Here is a 25077-nt window from a genome sequence, read left to right as displayed (position 1 = left end):
GATCACATCACCGCATCACCGTTCCGATACGTTCGCGATCGCGGCGATGCTGTGATTCCACAGCTCGCCCAGGCGCGTCACCTCGGACTCGGTGAACAGCGCCGCGCTCCAACGCCATTGCGCGGTCAGCCGCGGTCCCTCGGAGCTGTTGCCCACGGCCGCGACGACATCCAGGGCGTAGCGCAGCGGCAGCTCGGGTTCCGGGGCGATCGGCATGGCCGCGGTGAAGGCGGCGTCGGTGGTGATCGACCAGGCGGGTCGGTCGTGCTCGAGCAGATCGGTGCGGCCCAGGTAGTTGAACTCCACCTGGGGTTCGGGCGCGTCGGCCAGCTCCGGCACTCGTGCCACCGCTTGCAGCAACCCGAAATCGACGCCGTGCCGCGGCACCGCGCCGATGTGCGCCGTCACGGAGTCGAGCAGGGTGCCCGCATCGAGGGCCGACGCTCCGGCGCCGAGCCGCACCGGGAACACGCTGGTGAACCATCCCACCGTGCCCGAACTGTCGGCTCCCACGGCCTCGTCCGCGCGGCCGTGGCTCTCCAGGGCGATCAGCGCCCCGGTCGTGTCATCCTCCCCTCGTTCCCGACGCCACGAGATCAGCGTCATCGTCAGGGCGGCCAGGAGGATTTCCCGGACGCCCGCGTTTCCGGTCGCCACGCTCAGCACCCGGGCCGTCGTGTCGGCCGGGGTGTGGAACATCGTGGCCCGCAACGACTCCCAGGTGTCACGGGCCGGGTCCGGCTTGCGACTGCCGAGGGCCGGATCGGGTCCGGCGACCTGCGCGGCCCAGTAATCGCGGTGCGCCAGCACGTCGTCGTGCGCGGCGCGCTGGACCATCAGTCGCGACCACGCGCGGTAGGACGTGGGCTCGGCCATCACCTTCGGAGTGCCACCGGCTCGCACCTGCTCCCAGGCGGTGGCGAGGTCGGCGGTCAGGATGTGCCAGGACACCACGTCCACGGCCAGGTGGTGGATGGCGAGGAACAGTAGGTCGCCGTCGGCGCGGCCGCGGAACCACACCGCCCGCACCATATCCCCTGCGCCCGGGTCGATCTCGTCGATCGCGGCGTGGGTGGCCGCGCGCAGGTGGCGGCCGTCGGCCTCGGCGGGCACGTCCTCGATGCGGGTGAGCACCTCGCTCGCCGACACCGCGCCGGGCTCGCGGGTGACCAGTCGCGGGCCCCGCGGGGTCTCCACCAACCGCGACCGCAGCGCGTCGTGGCCGTCGAGCACGGCCTGCAGCACCGCCTCCAGTTCGCCGCGGGTGATGTCCGCGGGCAGGGTGAGCAGCATGTTCTGGGTGAAGCGGCGGTAGCCGCCGTGGGCGTACATCCATGCCACGATCGGCAGCGGCGGCACCTCACCGTAGCCGCCCGCGCCGGTCGCTGTGGCGCCGGTCTCGCCTCGGTCGATCGCCGCGGCGAGATCGCGGATGGTCGGGTTGGCCAGCACCATGCGCGCGGACACCGAAATACCCTGTCGCCGTGCGGCGTTCACCAGTGCGATGGCGACGATGCTGTCCATGCCGAGGGCGAGGAAGTCGGCGTCGACACCCGGGGCGTGCCCGTCGAACACCTCGGCTAGCAGCGCGGCGAGGGCCTTCTCGGTGTCGGTGCGGGGTGCGACAGCGGTTTCGCTCGCGGCGGTGCGGTGCTGCTCGGCGAGACGGCCGAGCTCGCGGGTGTCGAGCTTGCCGTTGACCGTGACCGGGATCCGCGGCAGCACCATGACGCGCGCGGGAACCATGTAGGCGGGCAATCGATTCGACAGCGCGGCGCGCATGCCGATCGGGTCGGCGGCGCGGCCCGGCGCGCACACCACGAAGCCGATCAGGCTCGCGCCGTCGCCGCGCCGTGTCACGGTGACCGCCGCGGCCGCGACGCCGGGCAGTGTCCGCAGCGCCGTCTCGACCTCGCCGATCTCGATGCGATATCCGCGCACCTTCACCTGGTCGTCGGCGCGGCCGAGATAGGTGAGCAGGCCGTCGGGACGGCGGCGCACCAGGTCGCCGGTGCGGTACATGCGGCCGCCGCCGAACGGGTCGGCCACGAAATGGCCGGCCGTGGCACCCGGACGCCCGACGTATCCACGCGCGAGTTGCGGCCCGGCCAGATACAGCTCACCGGTCACCCCGACCGGGACCGGACGCAGCCGGGAGTCCAGTACATGGGCCGACATCCCCGCGGTCGCCGCACCGATCGTCGGCGCATCAGCCTGCGCTCCAAAGGAATCGAGCGCGCCGAGGTCGGCGACGACGGCCTCGACGGTCGTTTCCGTCGGACCGTAACAGTTGTGCACGGCGGTGTCCGGCAGCGCGCGCAGCCGCGCCCACAGCTGGGTGTCGATGGCCTCGCCGCCCAGCGCCAGCACGGCGAGCCGATGCTCGAGCAGACCGGCCGCCGCCAGCTGCCGGAACAGGGACGGCGTCGTATCGATCATGTCGACGTCGTGCCGGACCATCCCGTCGACCAGCCGCTGCGCGTCCCGCATCGCCGCCTCGTCGAACAGGTGCAGGCCGTGACCGTCGAGCAGGCCGACCAGCGGCTGCCAGGAGGCGTCGAAGCTCAGCGACCAGGCGTGCGCGATCCGCAGCTTGCGGCCCAGCCGCCGCTCGGCGGGCCCGTACACGCGGGCACGGTGGTCGGCGAAATAGCTGAGCAGCGCGTCGTGCGTACCGGCGACACCTTTCGGTTCACCGGTCGAACCGGACGTGAAGATGAGGTAGGCGCGCTGCGCCGGATGCGGCGAAACCACCGGAATCTCGGGCGCTCGCCGGGCGATTCGCGCGGCCGTCGCGGGATCGTCGAGCCGCAGCACCGGGACGCCGTCGAGGTCGCGGGCGTGCCCGTCGGCCGCCAGCACCAGATCCGGCTCGGACTGCGCGAGGATCGACTCGACCCGGGCCGCGGGCAGCGCCACGTCCACGGGCACGTAGGCGGCGCCCGCGGCGAGCGTGGCGAGGATGGCGGCGATCGCCTCCGGGCCGCGCGGCAGGAACAGCGCCACCACGCCCTCGGCGGCCACACCGTGGGCGGCGATCTCGGCGGCCAGCCGAGCCGACCGGTCGTACAGCTCGCGGTAGGTAAGGCGGACCGTGTCGGTGGTGAGGGCGACGGCATCCGGGGTGGCGGCGGCCCGGCGTTCGAACAGCGCGAAAACCGAGGATTCCGTGACCTTTTCGCGCACCGGCGTGGTCGCGGCGCGCAGGAGGTCGGCGTACGTGCTTTCCGGCAGCACATCGAGATCGGCCGTGGCGGTATCGGCGTGATCGGGCAGGCGCCGCAGCGCCGCCAGCATGCTCGTGCCGATATCGACCGGTCGACAGGGCACCGCCGCCACGACCGCCTCCACCACCACCAGTAGTTCGTCACCGAGCAGATGCGACACCACGGTCAGCGGGTAGTGCGTCAGGTTCGCGGTCATGACCGGACGGAAGGTGGTCCCGTCGGCGAACGTGGCGTCCCGGAACGCGTGCTCCATCGGCGCGTTCTGGAAGACGAACATGGTGTCGAACAGCGCACCGTGCCCGGCCGCCCGCTGCACCGACGACAGACTCAGGAAGCCGACCTCGCGCATGGCCGCCGACTCCCGTTGCAGCCGAGCGCATTCGGCCACCACCGCGGCCTCGGGATCGAGCCGGAACGCCACCGCGACGGTATTCAGGAACAGGCCGATCATGCGGTCCACACCGGCGATCTGATCCGGGCGTCCCGTCACGACTGTCCCGTACGCGACGTCTCGGCGGTCGGTCAGCCGCGCCAGCACCAGTGTCCAGGCGAACTGCACCACGGTGTTCAACGTCAGCCCTCGCGCTCGCGCCCACCGCCGCAGCCGCGCGGTCTCGGCGGCGGGCAGCGCGAAGCGGGTGATCTGCGCCTTCGCCGCCGGCGCGCTACCGTCGGCGAGCATCACCGGGCCGTCGAGAACCCGCAGGTAGTCGGCCCACCGGCGCTGCGCAGCCGACATGTCCTGCGCCGCCAGCCAGCCGATGTAGTCGCGATAGGGCCGCACCGGCGGCAGCGCGTCCGCCGCTCCCCCCGCCTCGTACAGGGCACGCAGCTCGGTGAACAGCAGCCCTAACGACCATCCGTCCATCAGGATGTGGTGGATGGTCACGATCATGCGCCGCCGCGCCGTGCCGTCGGCGCGCGGCGGCAGCGCGGCCAGCAGCACACGCAGTGCGGGGCCGCGGGCCAGGTCGAACGGGCGGGCGATCTCCGCCGCGGTGAGTGTGTCCAATTCCTCGGGCCGCGTGACGCATTCGGTCCACGGCAGCTCGACCCGGCTGGGCACGATCTGCACCGGCCGTGGCACATCCCGGTCCCAGAACACCGCCCGCAGATTCGCGTGCCGACGCAACAGCGCCGCGAAACTCGCCCGCAGCGCCGCGGTGTCGAGAGGTCCGTCGATATCCACGACGAACGGGATGGTGTAGACGTCGTCGTCCGCACCGGAGAGGTGGGACAGGGAGAACAAACCTTCCTGCAGCGGCGCGAGCGCCAGCACGTCCTCGATCTCCGGACCGCTCATGTCCCCTCCTCCCGACTCGGTGATGCCCCCGAATTCGGTTACGTCACTGCCACATTCGCCGCATCACCAGAAGGCCCTGGTCTTCCTCGCCGAGCACGGCGGCCGCGTCGATCGGGTCGTCGGGGGCGTCGGCGACGGCCCGCAGGGTGTTGTAGAAGGCGGCCTCGATGATGCGGGCGTCGTCGGGTTCGAAAGCGTCCTCGGCGTAGAAGATCGCCGCCTGCACCGAGTCGCTGGGCAGCAGCGAATTGGCGGGGAAGATCATCAGCAGCAGGGCGTTGTCGGTCGCCCCGGCGCCCTCGAAGGACACCAGTTCCAGCCCCGCCGTGCCGAGCAGCCGCTCGAGTTCCTTGCGGCCGGGCGGGTAGGACTCGAACACGAACATGGTGTCGAACAGCTTGCGGGTGCCGGAGGCGCGCAACGCCGAGGTGAGCGGGTAGGTGTGGTACTCCATGAGATCCACTCGGCGAGACTGGATCTCGGCCAGATGCTGCCGCCAGCTCTTGGCGCCGTCGAAGCCGATGACGGCCGGGATGATGTTGGCGAAACAGCCGATGGCGTTGTCGACGTCGTCGAGGTCGGCCGGGCGGCCCGAGACCGCCTCGCCGAACACGACGTCCGCGCCGCCCGCGACGTACCGCAGCGCGTTCGCCCACGCCAGCTGGCACACCACGCTGAAGGTGGTGCCGACCTCGGAGGCCAGCGCCGTCACCCGCTCCACCAGCTCGTCGTCGATGACGAAGGAACGTTCCACCGGGATGCCGTCGCTGCCGACGCCGCGGCCCGGCGCGACCAGGCACGGCCGCACGCCCTCGAGCACCGGGCGCCACGCCTGCTCCACCGCGTCCTGGCCGTCGCGGACCATCGCCAGGAACTTGCCGAAGGTCTCGGGCGTCCCGATCGGCTCCGCGCCCGCGACGGCGTACTCCGCGAACACTTCTCGCGACACCAGCTGGCCGGACCAGCCGTCCAGCAGGAGGTGATGCATGGTCAGCACCACGGTGTGAGTGGCGTCGGGCAGATGCACCACCGTGACCCGGGTCAGCGGCCCGCGCGTCAGGTCGAACTGTTCGGCCTGGTCGGCGCGGTAGAACTCGTGCAGTCGCGTGTCCGCGTCCGGCTGCGCCGAGAGGTCGATCTCCCGCACCGGGACCTCGGCGTGCCCGGCGACGATCGCGTACGGCTGCCCGGCGTGCGAGACCGACAGTGTCACACGCAGATTCGGGTACCGGTTGAGCACCGTGTCGAACGCACGGCCCAGGCGCGGCACGTCCAGCTCGCCCCGCACGCCGATGAGCGTCTGCACGTTGTAGACGTCGCGGGCCCCGGCACTCAGCGCGGTCAGGTAGAGCCCGGCCTGCATCGGCGCCAGCGGGTATACATCCTCGTACTCGCCGTACATGTCCTGCCAGCGGTCCAGATCGAGCTGGGTCACCTCACCGGCGAGCACGTCGCTCGGGGTGAGTCGGCGGATCTGATTGTCGCGCACCGCTTTCGCCAGCTCGGCCAGCCCGGACTCCCACAGCTCGGCGAGTTCGCGGGCGTCCTCGTCGGACAGCAGGCCGCCCGGGAACCGGAACGAGGCCTGCAGCGTCACGCGGTCGTCCTCGGTCAGCGCGACCGTGTTGATGTCGAGCAGCGCCGGTGCGGGCATCCCGGGGTTGGCGTGGCCGCCCAGGTAGCCGAATTCCGGTGCGGCCGACCAGTCCTCGACGGGGTCGTCCGTACCGGTGACGGCGAAGCGGCCCATGTAGTTGAAGCTGATCTGCGGTGTGCGGTGCTGTTCGAGGGCCGCGCGGGTGTCGGGGTTGAGCCGGCGCAGCAGACCCCAGCCGATGCCGGAGTCGGGCACCGCGAGCAGTTGCTCCTTGACGGCCTTGACCGCCGACTCCATCTCGTCGCCGCCGCTCACGTCCAGGGTGACCGGATAGGTGGTGGTGAACCAGCCGACGGTGTTGGCGAGATCCACACCGCTGAACAGGGTTTCGACGCGGCCGTGCCGTTCCATGGTGAGCGACACCGTGCGGGCGTCGCGATCGCGGCGACGCCGGAACCGGTGCACGGCCACGGCCAGCGACGCCACCTGGATGTCGAGGAAGTCGCAGCCGAACGCCGCGGTCGCCGCGGTCATCAGGAAGGCGGTGTCGTCGGAGTCGAGCGTCGCGGTGATCTCCCGAACCATGGCGACGGTGTCCACGGCCGGGTCGAGTTCCCGGTCGCCGAGCAGCGGGTCGACGCCCTCCGCCGCGGCCGTCCAGTACGGCAGCGTGTCGACCACCGCGTCGGCGGTGGCCAACCCGACCAGGCTGGTGTTCCAGGTCTTCACCGACGTTCCGGATTCCGCGGCCGGGGCCGGGTCGTCCCACAGCTGACGCAGGTCGTCGTGCAGGATGCGCCAGGACACGCCATCGACCACCAGGTGGTGGATGACCAGCAGCAGCCGGCCCCGGGCGCCGTCGGCGGACCGCAGCCACACGGCGGCGACCATCCGCCCCGCCGCCGGGTCCAGCAGTTCGCTCACCTGGCGCAGTTGCTCGTCCAGCGTGGCACCCGCCGTGCGATCCCATGTTTCGTTGTCGAGCACCACTTCGGTGAGCGTGGGCTCGGTCGCGGGCTCGTCCGGGCCGGGGACGTAGAAGGCGGTGCGCCCGTCCGGGTCCTCGGCCACGCGAGCGCGCAGCATCGGGTGCCGGTCCACGAGTGCGCCCAGCACGGCGGCCACCTGGTCGAGGGTGCTGTGCGCGGGTGTCACGACCGCGGTCGCCTGACTGAAACCGCTGTAGTCGGCGGCCTGTTCGGTGAGCACGGTGGCGATCGGGTTGAGCGGAATCCAGCCCGTCTCGTCGCCGACCTCGGCGAGCGCCGGCGCGTCGCCGGCCACGATCGGCTCGGCGGCCGCGGCGATGCGGGCGATGGTGCGCGCCTCGAACAGCGCGCTGGTGGTGATGAGCAGGCCGCGTTTCTTCAACGCGGAGGCCATGCGGATGGCGGTGATGGAATCGCCGCCCAGCGCCAGGAAGTCGTCGTCGGCGGCCAGTTCCGTGGCGCCCGCGATGCCGAGCACCTGCCGCACCGCCGCGGCGACGGTGTGCTCCGCCTCGTCGCGCAACGCGCGGCCGTGGCCGCTGCTGCCGCCGAGATCCGGGACGGGCAGCGCCTTCCGGTCCAGTTTGCCGTTGGCCGTCAGCGGCAGCGCGTCCAGCCGCACCAGCGCCGAGGGGATCATGTACTCGGGGAGTCGCTCGGCCAGCTCGGCCCTGATCCGGTCGGCATCGGACGAGTACGCCGAATCCTGTTCGGGCACATAGTAGGCCACCAGCGCGGGGCCACCGCTCTGCTGCACCGTGACGGCCGCGGCGGACGCGATGCCCGACAGCCGCCGCAGCACCGTGCCGATCTCACCGAGCTCGATCCGGTGGCCGCGAATCTTCACCTGGTCGTCCACGCGGCCCAGATACTCCATCCGTCCACGGGAATTCCAGCGCACGATATCGCCGGTGCGGTACATGCGGGCACCCGGCGTCGCGGCGAACGGGCACGCCACGAAGGCGGTGGCGGTCAGATCCGGCCGCCGATGATAACCCCGGGCCAGCTGCACGCCACCGAGATACAGCTCGCCGACCACGCCGGGCGGCACCTGCCGCAACTGCTCGTCCAGCACGTACACCGACGAATTCCATTCCGGCCGCCCGATCAGCGCGGACTGCAGTTCGTCGCGCTCGGCGGTGTCGGCGAAGTCCTCGTGCATGAGGTCCATCGAGCCCTCGGTCGGGCCGTACAGGCCCAGCACCGTCCCGCCGAAGAACCGGCTCGACTCCTCCACCAGTGCCGGAGGCACGGATTCGCCGCCGAGGTACACGTAGCGCATGGACTGCAACCGGGCCGGGTCGGGACCGGCGTCGATGAACGCGCGAACGACGCTGGGCACCAACGAGATCTGGGTGATCCGGTGGCGGTGGATGATGTCGGCCAGCGCCTCCACGTCGGCCTGCCACCACTCCGGCGGCGGCAGCACCGTCGCGGATCCCGTGCACAGCGCGTTGACCAGTTCGAATACCGATACGTCGAATCCGATGGGCGCCTTCTGCAGAATGCGCTCCGCGCCGAACTCGAGGTAGTCCCGCATCCACTGGACGTGGTTGGTCACGCCGCGGTGGTGGATCACCACACCCTTGGGGCGGCCGGTCGTGCCGGAGGTGTACAGCAGATAGGCGGCGTCCAGGGGATGGATCGGCCGGCTGCGTTCGGTCTCGGCGAGTACCGAGTCATCCAGCGCGGCAAGTTCTTCCACGACCTCGGGAGCGTCGAGATCCACCACCGGAATATCCGGCTCGATGCCGAGCGACTGCCGCGCGGCCCGGATCACCAGGGTCGGGCGAGCGTCGCCGAACATGTACGCCACGCGGTCGGCCGGGTAGGCGGGATCGACGGGGAAGTACACCGCGCCCGCCCGCACCACCGCGGCGAAGGCGATCGGCAGTCGTTCACTGCGCTCGGCGTAGACGGCGACCGCGTCACCGTTGCGGACACCGCGCGCGAGCAGCAGGCGCGCGAGTTTGTTGACGCTCGAATCGAATTCGGCGTAACTCAGCTCGGTGTCGCCGAAGACGACGGCCGTCCGCTCGGGATAGCGCTCGGCGGAATGCCGGATCATGGCGTCGACGGTGTCCCGTTCGATCGCCACGACCGTGCCGTGCGACCACTCGTCCAGGTGCGCGCGGTCGATGTCGGAGAGGGTGAGCAGTTCGGGCACCGGGCGTGCGGCGGCGGCCTCGGCCAGTATGCGGTCGATATACTCGTGCAGGCGGGCGATGGTCTCGGCGTCGAAAACGTCGGTGCGATAGGTGATCTGGACGTCGGTGCGGTCGTCGTGCATGAACGTCTCGACCACCAGGGGCAGCAGCGCGCCGCCATTGTCCACCAGTTCCCAGCTCGTGGTGACGCCCGGCAGCTGCGGGCCGTCGATCTTCTGATGCAGGAACAGCACCATGGTGTCGAACAGTCTGGAACCGACGTTCCCGGTGGCCCGGTTCACCGCCCGGACGATCTCCTCCTGCGGGAAGTGCTTGTGCCGGAACGCCTCCGTCGTCACCGACCGCACCTGCTCGACCAGTTCGGCGAAGGTCCCCGCCGTACCGGTGAGATACAGCGGCAGCATATTGCTGAGATTGCCGATGAGCAGCTCCATCCCGGCTTCCTCGCGGTTGGCGACCGTGGTGCCGATGACCATGTCCCGGCGGCCGGTCAGCTGCCGCAGCGCCAGGTGGTAGGCGGCGAGGAACACCGAGAACGGGGTGGTGCGCAGTTCGGCGGTCAGTCTCCGCAGATTGGCGTCGGCCCGGTCGCTCAGCGGCCGGTCGGCGCGGTCGCCGCGCTCGGACACCGCGATCGGACGGCGGTCGTAGGGCAGCTGGAGTTCGGGAACCTCGCCGTCGAATCGGCTCTCCCAGAACCGGATGTCCTCGGTCTGGTCCTCGGCGTGGAAGCGGTCCTGTTCCCATTCGGCGAAGTCGGCCACCTGCAGCGCCAGCGGCTCCACCGTGACGGGACCGGTCAGCGCCTGCCGATAGAAGTTCTCCACGTCCCGCGACAGCGCGGGCAGCGTCATGCCGTCCCAGGCGATGTGCTGGATCGACACCACGGCAACGAGTTTCGTGGCATGCACGCGCGCGAACAGGACGCGCAGCGACGATTCGGCGGTCAGGTCGTAGGTTTCCCGGGCGGCCGCGCCGACCAGTTCGGCCAGGCGGTCGTCGGCGTCCGCCGCGCCGGTCAGGTCCACATCGGTCAGCCGCGGCGGCAGGTCCCGGTGAATCCGCTGGTACGGCTCGCCGTTCTCATCCGTGTGATAGGTCGTGCGCAGCACCTCGTGCCGTCGGACCAGCGCCGTGAACGCCTCCCGCAGCGCGGCCGCATCCACGTCGCCCTCGAAAGTCAGTGCGAGACAAAGGTTGTAGGCCGCGCTGTCGGGGGCGATCTGCTGATGCGCCCAGACGTACCGCTGCCCGAACGACAGTGGCGCGCGGGCCGGATCCCGGCGCACCGGCACCGTCGCGGTGGTGGCCAGCCCCTCCTGGGCGAGCCGAGCCGCCATCGCTACCTGCAGGTCTTCCAGCGAACGCATCTATCGAACCAATCTGTGTACGGCGAATGACGGCGGTTGGCGCGGCTCAGCTCGCGGGCGCCGGTTCGGGCACGCTCACCTCGGCGAGCTCCAGCAGGATCCGTGACACCTGCGCCAACCGGCCGGGCGTGGTCTCCGACGCGAGCAGCGCGGCGGTGATCCGGCGGACCGTGCGCCCCTCGAAAACCTCTGTGACACCGAACTTCTCGACTTGGAGCAGTCCGCGCACCTTGGCGGTGAGGGTGGTGGCCAGGATCGAGTTGCCGCCGATCTCGAAGAAGTCGGTCTCGACGCCGACCCGCTCGACACCGAGGATCTGGGCGGCGATGTAGGCCACCGCCGCCTCGGTCTCGTTGCCGGGGGCGACGTAGGTGTCGCGGACGATCTCGCTATCGATCCGTCGGCGGATCGCCGCACGGTCGAGTTTGCCGTTGGCGGTCAGCGGGATAGCGTCCAAGACCTGGACGGACTCGGGGATCATGTGCGCGGGCAACGTATCTCGCAGCGCCGCCGCGAAATCGACGGTGCCCTCGGCGGTCACGGCCGCCACCAGTCGACCGGAATCGGTAACCAGCGCCACGGCCTCGCGCACCTGCGGCAGCGCGGTCAGCGCCGACTCCACCTCGCCCAGTTCCACCCGGTAGCCGCGAATCTTCACCTGATGGTCGGCGCGGCCCAGGAAGTCCACCGTGCCGTCGGGCAGGTACCGGGCCAGGTCGCCGGTGCGGTACCAGCGCACGCCGTCGACCTCGACGAAGCGCTGCGCGGTCCGCTCCGGGTCGCCGCGGTAGCCGTCGGCGACACTCGTTCCGCCGATCCACAATTCGCCGACGACCCAGTCCGGGCAGTCCTCGCCGCGCTCGTTGACCACGCGCATCCGCACGTTCGCGAGGGGGGTGCCGTAGGGCACGGCGGCCCACTCGGCGGGGAAGTCGTCGGTCACCTCGCAGACGGTGGAGTGGATGGCGGTCTCGGTGGTGCCGCCCAGCCCGGCGAAGCGCAGGCCCGGCACCAGCGTCCGGAAACGCTGTCCCAGTACGGTATTCACCCGATCACCGCCGGTGATCACCACGCGCATCGAGCGCAGTTGTGCGGCGGTGGCGGTGTCGAGGAGCATGCCGATCAGGCCCGGGGCGCAATTGAGCACGGTGACACCGGTTTCGGCGATCAGCGCCGCCCAGGCCGCCGCGTCGCGCTCGGTGTCGGCGTCCACGCAGACCAGAGCGCCGCCCAGGGACAGGGCGCCGAAGATGTCGAACACCGACAGGTCGAACTCCAGCGAGGACAGTCCGATCAGCCGGTCGTCGGGGCCGAGGCCGAAGTGGGTGGCGATGGCATCGACGGTGTTGGCGGCGGCGCGGTGGCTCACCTCGACGCCCTTGGGCTCGCCGGTGGAGCCGGAGGTGAACAGCACGTACGCGTGCGCCGCGGGCGCGCAGCTGTGCGCCCGCTCCAGGCGCGGTCCGGTCAGGGCCCGCTCCAGCGGAATCGCGGTGACATCCGCGGGCAGTTCGATGCCGTCGTCGACCAGGGCGACCCGCGCGCCCGCACGCGCCAGGATCCGGTCGCGGCGGGCCTGCGGCTGCCCGGTCCCGATGGGGACATACGTCGCGCCCGCGGCGAGCACGCCCAGCACGGCCGGAATCTGCCGGTGGCCCTTGGCGATCACGACCGCGACGGTGTCGCCCGGCCGCACGCCCGCGTCGGTCAGCGCCAGGCCGACCGCCAGCGCCCGGCCCGCCAGCTCGCCGTAGGTCTGGGCGCCGCCGTCGCGCCAGCGCAGCGCCGTGCGGTCCGGATCCTGTTCGGCCAGTGCGAAGAACGCGTCGTGCAGGTTGCGGTCGCCGAGGTCGCGATCGGTGGCGTTCACCGCGTCGCGCACCGCCCGCTGCTCCTCGGGCAGCGCGATCGACAGCGGCGCCTGCCAGTCGGCGCCCGGCTCCACCAGGGTCAGCAGCAGCCGCCGGAATTCGGCGAACATGGCCTCGACCACACCGGCGGGCATGGCGTCGCGGCGTACGTCCCAGTTCACCATCAGGCCACCGGCCAGCTCGACCACCTGGGCGTCCAGGTCTACCTGCGGTCCCTGCGACAGAATCCACACCGGCTCGCCGAAGATCCGGGTCACCCGGTCGGAGAACAGCTCGCCGAGGTCGAGGCCGGAGGTGAACACCACCGACGGGGTGACCGGGGCGCCGCGCAATCGGCCCAGATCGCGCAGCACGTCGAGGCCCTCGTAGGTGGAATGCGCTGCGCAGGTGTGCAATTCGCGCTGCAGACGCTTGGCGCGGGCGACCATCGACTCCGGTTCGCGCGCGTCGACGTCCACCAGAACCGAGTTGGTGAAGTCGCCCACCACGCGGTCGATGTCGTCGTGCAGCGGCTCCCGGTCGAACAGCGGTACGTTCAGCAGGAACCGCTGCCGCGCGGACCAGCGGGCGATAGACTCGGCGAACACGGTCGCGAGCGCCACCGCGGGAGTCACGCCGTGGCCGTGCGCGACCTTGTTGAGCTGTGCCTTCGCCTCCGGGGAGAACCAGTGGTGCAGGCGGATGCTGCGCGCCGGATCGGCGCGCTCGCTCTCCGGCAGCACCGGCAGCGACGGGATGTCGGGCAGCTGCCGGAGGCGGCTGTCCCACCACGCTTTCGCGGCGGAGTTGTCGGCGGCGGTGCGCTGCTTGTCCGACAGGTACTCGCGGAAGGTGTAGCCGATGGAATCGGTTGCGTCGGCGTCGGTTTCGTACAGGGTGGCGAGGTCGTCCAGGATTCTGCGGTAGCTCAGCGCGTCACCGGCCAGCATGTCGACATCGACGTGCACGCGATGACGGCCATCGGGCAGCAGGGTGAGGGTGATGTCGACGACCTGCGCCGCGTCGACGTCCATCCGCTGGTGGCTCTTCTCCTGCCGGATCCGCTCGAGTTCGGTTCGGCCGCCGTCGGATTCGGCGGTGAGATCGACGAGATGGAAGACCGGACGCAACGGTTCGGGCAGCACCCGCTGGGTACCGCTGTCGGTGAACTGCACGCGCAGCTGCGGATGCCTGCGCACCAGCCGCTCGACCGCGCGCCGCATCCGGTCGCCGCGCACGCCGTGCCCGTCGAACTCGACGTACAGGTGCGCCGCGACGCCGCCCAGTCGCTGGTCCTGACGGCGGCCGACCCAGTACGCGTGCTGCATTGTGGCGAGCGGGAATTCGTCGCCGTCGGTGATCTCGGCGGGGGTGGGCGCGGGTGCGGGCGGCTCGGGTTCGACCTGGCCCGACAGCAGCTCGGCCCACGCGGCGATCGTCGGCTGCAGGGCCAGTTCGGAGCTGCGGACCTCGTGCCCCTGCTTGCGCCAGCGGGCGGCCAGTTGCATCAGCATCATCGAGTGCATGCCCAGGCTGACCAGGTCGTCCTCGTAGCCGATCGATTCGGGATGCACTCCGAGCTCCGCTGCCACAATGTTTCGCACGTCAGCCTTGCCGAGCATCAGACTCCTCACCGGCCGAGAATCCAGCCTTCATCACACCGCGTAGGCTAGGCTTGCCTAACCTCTTCGCATAGTAACGTACAAGCTCCCGCCGCGACGAAGGTATGTGGTTTGGCTAACCTAACCATATGGGAAAAGGTTTCAACGGATTCGTCCTGAAGGCACTGCGTGCCGACGACTACCGGCTCACCGTCACGTCCGTGGACCGCGTCAGCGACAACTACCTGCGGCTGGGCTTCACCGGCGGCGGCCTGCTGGCCGACCATCCGGTGCACCCCACCCAGTGGATTCGCATCTGGTTTCCCGACGAGAAGGGCAACCTGCTGCAGCGCGGCTACACCCTCGTCGACCCTGATCCGGCCGGAGACACGTTCGACATCGAGTTCGCCCTGCACGGCGGGCCCGCCTCCCGGTGGGCGGAGCGGGCAGCGGTCGGCGACGTCATCGACGCGACGGTGATGGGTTCCAAATTCGCTGTCCCCGAGCCGATTCCCGCCGAGTTCGTCATCTTCGGCGACACGGCCTCCCTCCCCGCCGTCAACTCCCTCCTCGACGCCATCGGCGACACCCCCGCCCGGGTCTGGCTCGAATGGCAATACGAATCCGACCGCACCCTCCCCGTCCGCTCCGGCCGCAAAACCGAGGTCACCTGGGTCGAACGCGTCAATTACGGCCAACTACTCCGCCAAGCCGCCGAGAACGTAACCTGCGACCCGAACGCCTTCGGCTGGGCCGCCTGCGACGCCGCCACCACCCGCGCCATCCTCAAGTCCCTGAAATCCAAGCTGCCCAAGGAAAATGTCGCGGGCCGCGCGTATTGGAAATAGCCCCCATCGTTCCGCGAGACCCCGGCCCATAATCCGATTGTCGAGCAGACCGAACTCCGCCACCCTGGCCAGTGGAATTTCGGGCCCGGATGGCGCCTCCGCCGAACTGATCTCCCTGTGAGTACACCCCGCCGCACGTGGACGGGGTATCAGCGACGCGTTGATCGAGGCGGTCACGTACTGGGCCGCCGGGGCCGGATTCGAGGCCATCCGGGCGACGTGACGGACGACGGGTGCCGGGAGGTTGTCTTGGGCAAGAGGCTACGCGGAGTCGCCTCTTCGCCCTGTTCAGCGGCGCTTTCGCCGGTTCCGTCGGCATCGTGCTCGCCGTCGTCATCATTCGCGAACTGACCCGCGAAACCGTCCTCGACTGGTTCGACGCGAAGACGGATCGGCCGGACCGCCTCTGACCGCCAACCCGTTCGTGCCTATGCCGGGGACAGGTGCCAGCCGGTTGCTCGGGAGCGTTCGTTCCAGAATTCGGCGTAGCGGCCGCCTCGGGCGAGGAGTTCGGGGTGGGTGCCGCTTTCGATGATTCGGCCGCCCTCCACGAACAGGATTTGGTCGGCGTGGCGGATGGTTGCCAGGCGGTGGGCTACCACGACGACGGTTTTACCCTGGGTGAGTTCGTGGATGCCGCGGACCACGACGGCCTCGCTGTGCGGGTCCAGGGCGCTGGTGGCCTCGTCCAGCAGGACGATCGGGGCGTCCTTCAGCAGGGCGCGGGCGATCGAAACACGTTGGCGCTCACCGCCGGACAGTGCAGCGCCCCCCTCGCCGACGGTGGAGTTCCAGCCGTCGGGCAGGCGGTCGACGATCTCGTCCACCCGGGCCATCTCGGCGGCGCGGCGCACCTCCTCCGGCGTCGCGTCGGGACGGCCGATGCGGATGTTCTCCTCGATGGTCTGGTTGAACAGGTACACGTCCTGGAACACCAGGGACACTTGGCGCAGCAGCGTTTCCGACGGTTGCGCGCGAACGTCGTGACCGCCCACCGTGATCCGGCCCCCATCGACGTCGTAGAAGCGCGACGCCAGCCGCAACAGCGTCGTCTTGCCACTGCCGGAGGGGCCGACGATCGCGGTCGTGGTACCGCTCGGCACCGTGAAAGACGCACCGTCGATGACCTTCTCGCCCGCGCGGTAACCGAACTCGACGTCGGTGAACACGATCTCCGGCGCTCCGGGCTCGACGGGCTCGACCGCCTCCCCGAGATCGCGCACCGCGAGGAAGTCGGTGATCCGCCCGGCGGCGTCGGCGGCGCTGCGCAGCGCGTTGCTCAGCTGCGCCGCCCGGTTGATCGGCTCGATGAACCGGGCGCTCACCGCGATCAGCGCGATGGCGGCGGGCACGGCCAGCTGCCCACCGGTGCCGCGGGCGACGACCACCGACACCAGGATCAAGAAGACCGCCTGCACGCACAGCGCGAACACCATCAGCCCGGGCACGCTCGCGAACAGCAGCCGGTTCGATGCCTGCTGCTGCGCGCGCAGCGCCTCGGTGAGCTTGCGGTTGCCGTCGCCGACCGCGCCGAAGGCCCGCAGCACCGGCTGCGCCTGCGCGAATTCGACCACGCGGGCGTTGGATTCGGCCGCGGCCTCGTGCATCCGTTCGTTCGAGCGGGAGAAGCTGTTGTTCGCCCACCGGCTCACCACCAGCAGCACCGGCAGGCTGATCAGCATGGTGAGCGCGATCCGCCAGTCGATGAACGCCACCCCGATCGCGACGCCCACCGGCACGATCACCGCCGTCACCACCGGTGCCACCAAATAGGAGACGACACCGAGGATCTCGCGCACACCGCCCACGATGATCTTCGAGATCGACCCGGCGTTGGCGGTGGCGAACCACCCCAGCGGCAAGCTGCTCAGATGGTCGCCGAGCCGGGTCTGCACCCCGCGCAGCATGCCCACGCCGATGCGCAGGCCGACCATCGACACCAGGAACGAGAACGCCGACGCGGCGGCCACGGCGACCGCCATCCAGGCCGCCCACCGCCACGCGCTGCCCAGGTCGCCGTCGAACAGGGCCTGCAGCAGCGGAATCAGCAGCAGGTAGGCCGCGATCTGCCCGAGCGACAGGCCGCCGATCAGCGCCAGATACCGCGGAATGTGGCGGCGCAGCTCCGCCGGGACGAGCGCAAAGACCTTGGTGATCATCGGATCTCCCCCTCGACGAGCTGGATCGCGTGCATGGAAGCCTCGTTCGTCTCCCACAGCCGCTGGTAGAGCCCGCCCGCGCGGGACAGTGCCGGATGGTCGCCACTCTCGACCACGACGCCGTTCTCCAGCACCAGAATCCGGTCGACGCCGGTGATCGTGTGCAGGCGGTGCGCGATCACCAGCACCGTCCGGTCGGCGACGAGAACCGCGAGCGCGTCCTGCACCGCGGCCTCGGATTCGGGGTCGGCGAAGGCGGTGGCCTCGTCCAGCACCAGCACCGGAGTGTCGGCCAGCAGTGTGCGGGCGATCGACAGCCGCTGGGCCTCACCGCCGGAAAGTACCGCGTCTCCGCCTATCTCGGAGTCGTAGCCGCGCGGCAGCGCCATGATGCGGTCGTGGATCTGCGCGGCGCGGGCGGCGCGCTCGATGGTCGCGTCGTCGGCGTCCGGGCGCGCCAGGCGGATGTTCTCGCGAATGGTGCCGCGGATCATCTGCACGTCCTGCAGCACGAATCCGACTGTGCGATACAGCTCTTCGGTGGAGAACTCGCGCAGATCCTTGCCGCCGATGGTGATTCGTCCGGCCGTCACGTCGTAGAACCGGGGCAGCAGCCGTGCCAGCGTCGACTTGCCGGATCCGCTCGGTCCGACCAGCGCGGTGATGGTGCCCGGCGCCAGCTCGATGTCGATGTCGTGCAACACCGTCCGGTCCTTGCGGTATCCGAAGCTCACGTGCTCGAACCGCACGGGCAGTCCGGCGCCGCCGTCCGCGCTCGGCTCGGCGCTGCCGGTGGGTGCGGCGAGTTCCGGCGTCTGCTGCAACTCGTGCAGCCGCAATGCGGCCGCCGCGCCTTCGCGCAGCGCCTGGCCGCCGAAGCCGATGCCGAGCAGGGCGCTGCCCAGGCCGATGCCCAGCAGCAGGAACGGCAGGATGTCCACCGGCTCGATCCAGCCGAGCTCGACGAAGCCGAGACCGGCCACGACGACGACCAGCATCAGGAACAGCGGGGTCAGCAGGATCTCCGCGCCCGACTGCAGCCGCGTCATCGGGGTCTTCCACGCCAGCAGGCTCGCGGCCGTCTTGTCGACCGCCTCCTGGAAGGTGTTGTGCGCCTTGCGTGCCTGGCCGAACGCCCGCACCACCTGGATGCCGTCGACGAACTCGATGGTCGACTCCTCGATCTTGCGTTCGGAGCCCGCGAAGACCGCCAGGCGCTCCCGGTGACCGGGGCCCATCATGGCCGCCAGCGCCCGGGTGTAGAGGAACAGCGGGATCAGCAGGATCAGCGTGAGCCGCCAGTCGACGGTGAAAAGGTAGATCAGGGCGATCAATTGGACCGTCACCGCGCCGACGAAGTCCAGCCGGGCGTGGGCGATCAGATAGTGCAGCGCCTCGACGTCGTCCTGCAGGAACTTCTTCACCTCCCCCGAACTGCGGTCGGTGAACCAGCCCAGCGGCACCCGGGTCAGCTTGGCGGCCAGCAGTTGCCGCAGGGTCAGCTGAAACTTCGCGTCGAGCAGGTGCGTCCACACCAGGGCCCCGGCCTCGAGCAGGCCGCGCACCACCAGCACCACGACGGCGCTGATCACCAGCACCCACACCCGATCGGAATCGACCGGCGTGGACAGCAGTTCGCGGCAGGCCTCGACGATCAGCACGAACGGGACGACGGCGCAGACCGAGGCGAGCACGATCACCAGGCTCGCCAGCGTCAGCGCGCCGTTCACCGGCGCCAGGATCTGCTTGCGCGCGGCGGCATCGGCCTTCTTCCGCTGTTTCAGCGCGACCCGATCCGGCTCCAGCACCGGCGCCTCCGGCGCGGCCTGCTCGACGGTCTCAGCCGTCATGATGCTCCCTCCCTCTCTGCTCACCGCGCGGTGAACATCGACAATACGGCCAGCCACCGGTCGGTGCGGGCCTGTACCTCGGCCTCGTCCAGCACCGCCGAATTGATGTCGAACTGCGCGGCCAGCACGGGCCGCGAATCCCGCGGGACCACGGCGGTATTGACGTCGATGGTGAACCGCAGCGGCAGGTCGGGGTGACCGGTGACGCCGAACTCCGAAGTGAACTCCGACAGCGGGACCGGCGTCCACGGCCCGGAACCGAACTGCAGCACGTCGAATCGACCCAGGTGGTTGAGGCGGAGTTGACCGCGGGCGGTGTGGGTGCGATCCGCCAGCGGCGGCCGCCCGCGGTCCGGCGTCCAGCCCGCGAGGTCCGCCGCTGGGACCAGCACCGTCTCCTCGACGGTGAACCAGCCGACGCGGCGGGTGTCGTCGTCGGGTGCGCGGCCGTGCGCTTCCCGCGTCACCGGGATGCGCCCGGACGCGTCGGCGCTGTCGGCCACGGTGAGCGCGCACGCGGCGAGCAGTGCCTCCTCCAGCGGGACGCCGGCCGCGGCGCAGCGGGACAGCAGCCGCTCGGTGCGGTCCGGGTCCAGTTCGACCACGCGCTGAACGGCCTTGCCCGCCTTGTCCGTTGCCGGATCGGTGTGGCAGCCGCCGAGCGGGGCGCCGAGAATCTCCGGGGCGATGCGCTCGGTAACCACGTCGGCCGGTTCGACCCGGCGCTCGTTCGCCGGCGGCGCACCCTGCTCGAGGTGACGCAGGTCGTCCATGAGGATGAGCCAGGACACCACATCGACGGCGAGATGGTGAATCGACAGCAGCAGACGGCGATTCGGGCCCTCCAGCACCGTCGCGGCCATCATGCGTCCGGCCTCCGGGTCCAGCCGCTCCACCGTCTCGGCCAGACAGGCGGCGGCGCGCGAGTCGTCGTCGGCGACCGAGATCAGTGCTGCCACACCGGATTCCTCGCCCACGAGCAGCACGGGGGCGCCCGACTCGGAGGTGGTCAGACGGGAGCGCAGCGTCGGATGCGCATGAGCGAGTGCGTCCAGGCGGGCCACGACCGCCTCGACCGAGGCGTCCTGCGGCAGCGTGATCACCTGCGACTGCGCGAGATACCGGTAGTCGCCGTTGGCGATGATCTCGTGCGCCAGCGCGGTCAGCGGCAGGATCGTGCCCGCCGGGGTCACCTCGGCGACGAGGTCGTCGGTGGCATCCGGGTCGTCGAGGCGGCGGGCCAGGTCGCGCAGATCGGCGGCGGCCAGCACGTCCTGGGCCGAGACCCGGAAGCCCGCGCCGCGCAACCGCGAGACCAGATCGATCACGCCGATGCTGTCGATGCCGAGATCGACCGGGCTGTCGAGGATTCCGGCGCGGGCCGCGCCGTCACCCGAAGTCATCGCACCGATCACCGCGAGCAGGGTGCGCTCGGTGTCGGTTTCCGGCTGCGCGGCCGCGGCGGTGCCCGCCGGTCGCGCCAGCAGCGCGGTGGCCGCGTGCCCGTCCAGTTTGTCGTTGCGGTTCAACGGGATCTCGTCGACGTGCACGATCCGCGTCGGCACCATGAACTGCGGCAGGCGGCGGGCCAGCGCCGCGCGGATGCGGCCCGCCGAGGGTGTGCCGACCACCAGCGCCCCCAGGCGGGTACGGCCGTTCTCGGTGAACGCCAGGGCCGCGGCGTGCCGCACCCCGTCGAGCTCGCGCAGCACGACGGTCACCTCGTCGGGTTCGACGCGATAGCCGTTGATCTTCACCTGGCTGTCGACGCGGCCCTCGTAGGCGAGAGTGCCGGCGGCGGCGCGGCGCACCAGATCGCCGGTGCGGTAACGCCTTCCGTTCGGGCCCGCCACGAATGCCGCCGCGGTGGCGCCGGGTCTGCCGAGATAACCGAGGGCCAGTTGCGGGCCGGACAGGTACAGCTCGCCGGTGCCGCCGGACGGGACCGGGCGCAGGCGATGGTCCAGCACTTCGGCTTTCATGCCGTCGAAGGGGCGGCCGATGGTCGGTGCGGCATGGTCGTGCACGTCGGCCATCAGTGCTTCCACCGTCGTCTCGGTGGGACCGTAGAAGTTGATCACGCGGGTGGCCGGGAGGCCCCGCAGGCGCCGCCAGGTGTCGGGGCCGATGGCCTCGCCGCCGAGGGCGAGTACCGCCAGCGGGCAGGTTTCACCGCCGTCGCCCGCGCGGAACAGACCGGCGGCGATCAGGCGGTTCAGCATGGACGGTGAGGTGTCGAAGATGTCGATCCCGTGGTCTTCGATCGCCGCCACGATGCGTTCGGCGTCGGTGCGCACCTCGTCGCCGAGCAGCACCACGGTGTGCCCGCTCAACAACGCCACCGTGGGCTGCCACGCGGCGTCGAAACCGGTCGACCAGCCGTGCCCGACGCGCAACTGCCGGCCCGACGCCGCCGCGGTCGGCGCGAAGATGCGGCGCTCGTGATTCGCCCAGTGGTTGAGCAGCGAACTATGCGAGACCGCAACGCCTTTCGGGCGGCCGGTGGTGCCGGAGGTGAACACGACGTAGAAGGGAGCGCGCGATTCCGTAGGTGACGCAGCGGATCCGGATTCCGAAACCGCTTGCTCGCCGGAGTCGTTCGCGAAACGGAAATTTCCTCCGTTGTCAGGGACACGGAGGCGTCCGTTGTTGTCCGGAACCGCGTGCAGGCAGTCGATGCCCGAGGCACGAACCTCCGCAATCACATCCGCCCGCGCCTCCTCTGCGAGAATGACTCGCGCACCGGCGGTTTCGAGCATGTAGGCGAGCCGATCGGCAGGCGTTGCCGGATCCACATGCACGCACGTCGCACCCGCGTACCCGACGGCGAAGGGCGCGTGCAGGACTCGGCGGTCCCGTGGCAGCATGACCGCGACGGCGTCGCCGGGACGCACTCCGGCGGCCCTCAGGTCGGCCGCCGAAGTGCGCACAGCCGAACCGAACTCCTCGAAGGTGTGCGCGCCCGCCCCGTCCACCACGGCCACACGCTCCGCCACGCTCGCCGCGACATCGAGCAATGTGCCCGGGACGTCCACGGCGGTATCGCCCGTATCGGTCCCGGCCGCCCCGCCGGTTACCGCTCGGGCGACCCGCGTTCCTCCGGCAAGACCATCGGCCGACTCAGGTAAGCCCGGCACGGAGTACCCGCCCGCCGTCAATGCCGCGGGCTCGTCGTCCAGCAGCACATCGACAGCACAGGCCCGCGTCGTCTCGGTGATCCGGCGGGCCACGGCGAGGACTCGCCGCGCCATCCGGTCGGGGTCGAACTGCGCCACCACGTCCGGCCGGATCTCGACGCGGCAGATCAGGACGCCGTGCTCGAGCACCGGCACCACCGCGATCGGGTAGTGGCTCGGCGAGTCGACGCGGCGGGGGGTCATGGTCGCCCCGCGGCCCATCGGCATACCGGCGGTTACCGCGCCGACCGGCGAGTTCTCGAAGACCAGCAGCGTGTCGAACAGCTGGCCCGCGCCGGCCGCCCGGGTGATCTCCGCGATTCCCAGGTACTCGTGCGCGCGTAGTCGCGCGACCTCGCGCTGCAGCCGGGCGCCGATCTCGCCCGGATCGCGATCGTCCATCCGCACCCGCACGGGAATGGTGGTGACCAGGGCCCCGACGAGTCGCTCGGCATTGGGCAGCGACGCGTCCCGGCCGGAGGTGGTCTGCCCGAATACCACGTCGTCTCGACCGGTGAGGCCGGAAACGATACGCGCCCAGGCCATTTGGAGCAGGGTGTTGAGGGTGAGCCCGCGCCCGCGCGCCCAGGCGAGCAGCGCGTCCGTGGCCCGCGAGTCCAGCCGGGCCTCGCCGACGACCGGCAGTTCCACCTCGGGCGGCGCCGGCGGTCCGAGCATCGGCATCGGCGCGAGTCCGGCCAGCGCGGCCGCCCAGGCCCGCGCGGATGCCGCGGTGTCGCGGGTTGCCAGCCAGGCCGCGTGCTCACGCAGCGGCGGCGCGGGCGGCAATGCGCCCCCGGCCCCGCTGTGCAGCGCGATCAGGTCGGAGAACAGCAGCGGGATGGACCAGCCGTCGACGACGATATGGTGTGCGGTGCAGACCAACTCGTAGTCCGCCCCGCCCACCCGTGCCGCCACTACTCGAAACAGCGGCCCGGCGGCGAGATCCAGCGGTCGCCGCGCCTCGTCCCAATACAGTTGCCGCGCCGCCGCTTCCGGGTCGGCGGCGGTGCGCAGATCGACCTCGCGCCAGCCGATCCGCCCGGCGGAGGTGATGACGAGCACCGGATGCGGCACGTCCTCGGCCAGCACCGACGCCCCGAGATGCGGGTAGCGGTCGAGCAATTCGTCGAACGCGCGCCGCAGCGCGGGCAGATCGGTCAGCCCCTCGACCCGCACCGCGAAGGTGACCAGGTAGGGGTCACCGCCGCGCGAGATCGAACTCACCGAATACAGTCCGCGCTGCAGCGGGGACAGCGCGACCACGTCGCGGATCTCGACGGTCACTGTGCGGCGAACTTCCGGCCGAGGGCCTGCAGCGCAGCCGGGTCCAGACCCGAGGCGGCCATCGGCGCCACCTCAGGAGCCGCAGCCGCGGCGGCAGCGGCCGCCGGATCGGCGGACTCCAGCTGTTCGGCGAGTTCGTGCAGCGCCGGGAACTCGAAAACCTTCTGCACGTCCAGGGTGTGCCCGCGCTCGCCGAGCAGCGTGACCAGCCGCAGCGCGGCGATGCTGTCACCGCCCAGCGAGAAGAAGGTGTCCTTGCGCCCGACCTCGTCGTCCTCGTCGAGCTCGAGAATCTCGCGGATGGCCTCGGCGAGCAGCCGTTCCGCGTCGGTGCGCGGGGCGCCGCCGAGTCCCGTGACGCCCGGCTCCGGCATCTCGTCGCGGGTGTACAGCGCGGGCGCGGCGACCGGGGCCACCGAGCTCTCCGGCGCCGCGGCCCACTGCGCGTAGGTCTGCTCGAGCGCTTCGGCGAGCCCGCCGACTTCAGGGTGGGCGGCGAGCGCCGGGGCGAAATCCACGGTCACGGTCGCGCCCTCGGCGTCGGTGACGACGTCCACCACGACGTCGACCCCGTGCGGCCGGGCGGTCCGGCGGGCGAGTTCACGCACCGTCCGGCCCGCAGTCTCGGGGACCAGCGGGGCGGCGGGACGCACGGTCACCAGCGCCTGGAACAGCGAGCCGCTGGACACCGCCGCCATGCCACGCATCTGATGGGTGATGCGCTCGATGCGGGTGCCGGTGTGCGCGCGGGCCTCGTCCACCTGCGCGGCGGCCTGCTCCACGAGTTGCCGCGCGGGGCGGCCACCGGTCGGATCGAGGCGCAGCACAAGGTGATTGGTGAAGTTGCCGAACGCGGTCGCGGCGCCTTCGCGGTCGGGATCCGCGATGCCGACGGCGATATCGTCGCCCATGCCCGCCGCGCTCAGCACGTGCGCCACCACCGCGGCGAACGCCGCCTCGGTGGTCGCACCGGCGATCGAGCCGGGCGCGACGCGGAATACCCTGCGCCGCACCGGTTCGGTACCCGGCTCCGCGTCGGTGAGGTCCGCGCGCTCGGGCAGATCCGCCAGCCGCTGCAGCCAGTGGGCCAGCCCCGCGTCGTCGGATACGGTGCCCGCCAGCGTCTTCAGTTGGGCGAGGGCGAAGGTGCGGTACTGCGGCGCGGGGGCCACGGCAGCGCCGTCGTACGCCGCGAACAGCGCCGCCACCAGCAGCTCGAGCGACCGATCATCGGCGGCCACCGGGTGCGCGACGATCGACAGCACCTGGCGATCCGGCAAGCGGTACAACCGGATTCGCACCGGCAGCTCGCTCAGCAGGTCGAACCGGTGGTCCGCGTCGGCGGCCAGCGCGGCCGCTAGTTCGGGCTCGCCGGTCTCGACGACCTCGACCACCGATTCCGGCGCGGGAACGACACGCTGATAGGGAATCCGGCGATCGTCGGGGTACACCGTCCGCAGGATCTCGTGCTGCGCGAGCACCGCCACCGCGGCACGGTCCAGCGCCGCGGCATCGAGTCCGGGCGAAATCTCCAGTGTGACAGCGAGATCGGACGCCGGGGTGCGGCGCATGCGTTCCGGCAGCAGCGCCGCCTGCTGGGCCAACGTCAGCGGGATGCCGCGGTCGGATCGAGGTGAATCAGGCATGACGGT

At 70.8% G+C, this 25077-nt stretch carries 8 protein-coding genes and 1 pseudogene; 2 read left to right on the top strand and 7 right to left on the bottom strand.

What is annotated here, in order from left to right:
• Positions 1-15 precede the first annotated feature (15 nt).
• The 3 genes from NWFMUON74_RS04305 to NWFMUON74_RS04295 are packed head-to-tail and all read right to left on the bottom strand — an operon-like array spanning position 16 to position 14126.
• Positions 16-4530, bottom strand: coding sequence for a non-ribosomal peptide synthetase (locus NWFMUON74_RS04305; protein WP_187686691.1), 4515 nt, complete (start codon positions 4528-4530; stop codon positions 16-18).
• A 43-nt stretch (positions 4531-4573) separates the two neighbouring features.
• Positions 4574-10654: a non-ribosomal peptide synthetase gene (locus NWFMUON74_RS04300; RefSeq protein ID WP_187686690.1), complete on the bottom strand. Its 6081-nt coding sequence runs from the start codon at positions 10652-10654 to the stop codon at positions 4574-4576.
• Positions 10655-10700: 46 nt separating this feature from the next.
• Positions 10701-14126 carry a non-ribosomal peptide synthetase gene (locus NWFMUON74_RS04295; protein ID WP_187686689.1) on the bottom strand — a complete coding sequence of 1142 codons (3426 nt, stop codon included), beginning with the start codon at positions 14124-14126 and terminating at the stop codon, positions 10701-10703.
• Between the two features lie 128 nt (positions 14127-14254).
• Between NWFMUON74_RS04295 and NWFMUON74_RS04290 the strand changes: the two genes are divergently transcribed.
• Both NWFMUON74_RS04290 and NWFMUON74_RS36820 read left to right on the top strand, forming a co-directional pair.
• A complete protein-coding gene (locus NWFMUON74_RS04290) occupies positions 14255-14953 on the top strand; it encodes a siderophore-interacting protein (RefSeq protein WP_187686688.1) in 699 nt (232 codons plus the stop codon).
• Between the two features lie 133 nt (positions 14954-15086).
• Positions 15087-15176: pseudogene (locus NWFMUON74_RS36820) on the top strand (hypothetical protein); the annotation flags it as partial.
• 205 nt (positions 15177-15381) lie between these two features.
• Here the strand turns inward: NWFMUON74_RS36820 and NWFMUON74_RS04285 are convergent.
• From NWFMUON74_RS04285 to NWFMUON74_RS04270, 4 genes are read right to left on the bottom strand one after another with little or no spacing between them, the layout of a single operon-like run.
• Complete coding sequence (locus tag NWFMUON74_RS04285; RefSeq protein WP_187686687.1) at positions 15382-17112, bottom strand: ABC transporter ATP-binding protein; 1731 nt, start codon at positions 17110-17112, stop codon at positions 15382-15384.
• Complete coding sequence (locus NWFMUON74_RS04280; RefSeq protein WP_187686686.1) at positions 17109-18962, bottom strand: ABC transporter ATP-binding protein; 1854 nt, start codon at positions 18960-18962, stop codon at positions 17109-17111. Before NWFMUON74_RS04280 ends, NWFMUON74_RS04285 begins: the two co-directional genes overlap by 4 nt.
• A 20-nt stretch (positions 18963-18982) precedes the next feature.
• Entirely contained in the window at positions 18983-23425 is a 4443-nt protein-coding gene (locus tag NWFMUON74_RS04275) for a non-ribosomal peptide synthetase (RefSeq protein WP_187686685.1), read from the bottom strand.
• Complete coding sequence (locus tag NWFMUON74_RS04270) at positions 23422-25071, bottom strand: condensation domain-containing protein (RefSeq protein WP_187686684.1); 1650 nt, start codon at positions 25069-25071, stop codon at positions 23422-23424. Before NWFMUON74_RS04270 ends, NWFMUON74_RS04275 begins: the two co-directional genes overlap by 4 nt.
• Positions 25072-25077 lie beyond the last annotated feature (6 nt).

The sequence above is a fragment of the Nocardia wallacei genome (genome assembly GCF_014466955.1).
GTDB lineage: Bacteria > Actinomycetota > Actinomycetes > Mycobacteriales > Mycobacteriaceae > Nocardia > Nocardia wallacei.
Note: the sequence above shows the minus strand (reverse complement) of the source record. Positions and strands in the feature narration are given on the sequence as shown.

Coding starts and splice junctions, on each gene's coding strand:
- NWFMUON74_RS04290 (WP_187686688.1), top strand. CDS start 14,255: ATGGGAAAAGGTTTCAACGGATTCGTCCTGAAGGCACTGCGTGCCGAC.
- NWFMUON74_RS04305 (WP_187686691.1), bottom strand. CDS start 4,530: ATGAGCGGTCCGGAGATCGAGGACGTGCTGGCGCTCGCGCCGCTGCAG.
- NWFMUON74_RS04285 (WP_187686687.1), bottom strand. CDS start 17,112: ATGATCACCAAGGTCTTTGCGCTCGTCCCGGCGGAGCTGCGCCGCCAC.
- NWFMUON74_RS04280 (WP_187686686.1), bottom strand. CDS start 18,962: ATGACGGCTGAGACCGTCGAGCAGGCCGCGCCGGAGGCGCCGGTGCTG.
- NWFMUON74_RS04300 (WP_187686690.1), bottom strand. CDS start 10,654: ATGCGTTCGCTGGAAGACCTGCAGGTAGCGATGGCGGCTCGGCTCGCC.
- NWFMUON74_RS04270 (WP_187686684.1), bottom strand. CDS start 25,071: ATGCCTGATTCACCTCGATCCGACCGCGGCATCCCGCTGACGTTGGCC.
- NWFMUON74_RS04295 (WP_187686689.1), bottom strand. CDS start 14,126: ATGCTCGGCAAGGCTGACGTGCGAAACATTGTGGCAGCGGAGCTCGGA.